The organism is Calditerrivibrio sp. (assembly GCF_049968475.1).
GTDB lineage: Bacteria > Chrysiogenota > Deferribacteres > Deferribacterales > Calditerrivibrionaceae > Calditerrivibrio > Calditerrivibrio nitroreducens_A.
In genome coordinates this window covers 1-1,289 of record NZ_JBMFQS010000023.1, presented here as the reverse complement: position 1 = coordinate 1,289, position 1,289 = coordinate 1, and the positions used below count along the sequence as shown (strand labels likewise).

Below are 1,289 nucleotides of genomic sequence, written 5' to 3'. Positions count from 1 at the left end.
TAGATAATTCCATAAACTTACCTCTTCAAAAAATTTTAACTTAATATTGTATCAATTTTTTTAAGCTGTTTAAAAAATAGTAAAATATATTCACAAAAGGAAGAGAAAGGTTAAAATGAAGAACAAAATATATTGACGGGTTAGATATTATATTTTATTTTTATATTTTATTATAAATTAGAAAAACTGCATAATTATTTTTTAAACAAAAAAGGAGGTTTTGAAAATGCCTTTGCTTCTTATAATTCTTTTAGTAATAGTTTTTTTTGCATCTTGCGCTTTTTACAATATAGCTTCTGCTATTGACCATATAGTAACTGCTCTTCTTAAATTAACTTTGTTAGCTGGTATTATTACATTAACTTTTTTTATCGTAAGATGGATTCGCTTAAAAGATCAAATTATAAGTTATAAGAACGGAAGAGATATGGAATCAAACAGACCAACAACTCATAAGAGATTAAATTATAAGAACAGAAGACAAATCGGGGTTAGATATACAATTAAACAAATTACAATTCAAAAATCAGATATGGAATCAAATAGAACAACAACCGAACAAAAGCAGAATCAATATAAACAATTAGAGTACCTCGAGTAAGAAATTAACCGTAAGATTCCATATAAATAGACCTAAAAGAACTAGATATAGTTTTTTAGATACATACAATAACTGTAGATATTTTCTAATTTTAACTCTTGACTTTCTGAATATACGTTGAGTGAGAAATTAACCACATAAATTTAACTTTATAGACCTAAAAAAGCTATAAACTACTCTATCTACTTTTAAATTGAAAATACACATTCTATAATCTGTCTTTGATCTCTTCCTCTTTAGTCTTACAAACATAAACATTTTTACATCTTTTATATCCCTTACTTTTCATAAACTCCTAAATTGGCTTTCTACCAGAAAAAAGTGGTTGGAGAAATATCATAACTCCTTACTGCCTTTTGGCTTTTTGAAATCAATAAAATTTAAAAATTGAATTTCTCACTCAAAGTTTTTCTAAATTAACTTTTATATCATTAGTATCAAATGTCCACATTGCACCGGTTAAAGGGTCTACTATTAACCATCCAATTATTCCTCCAAGAACGATGTTACCTAAAATATACCAGCCATTAGGAGTTGTGTTAACTTTAATAGTTTTTTCATTATAACCTGGTTTACTTATTACAACTGTGTAACTTTTCCCTTGGAAAAATCCTCTTTTTTTCTCTAAAGATACTATAGTTGGAGATTCTCCTTCAAAAACCTTGTCCCCTTTTTCATCATAAATTAC

The 1,289-nt window shown here is 26.6% G+C and carries 1 protein-coding gene and 1 pseudogene; one reads left to right on the top strand and one right to left on the bottom strand.

What is annotated here, in order from left to right; all coding sequences use genetic code 11:
• Positions 1 to 226 precede the first annotated feature (226 nt).
• Positions 227 to 601 (top strand): hypothetical protein, encoded by a 375-nt coding sequence (locus ACP5Q2_RS09835; protein ID WP_428099608.1) that lies wholly within the window; start codon positions 227 to 229, stop codon positions 599 to 601.
• A gap of 400 nt (positions 602 to 1,001) precedes the next feature.
• Here ACP5Q2_RS09835 and ACP5Q2_RS09830 read toward each other — a convergent pair.
• Positions 1,002 to 1,289 (bottom strand): annotated as a pseudogene (locus ACP5Q2_RS09830) (hypothetical protein); the annotation flags it as partial.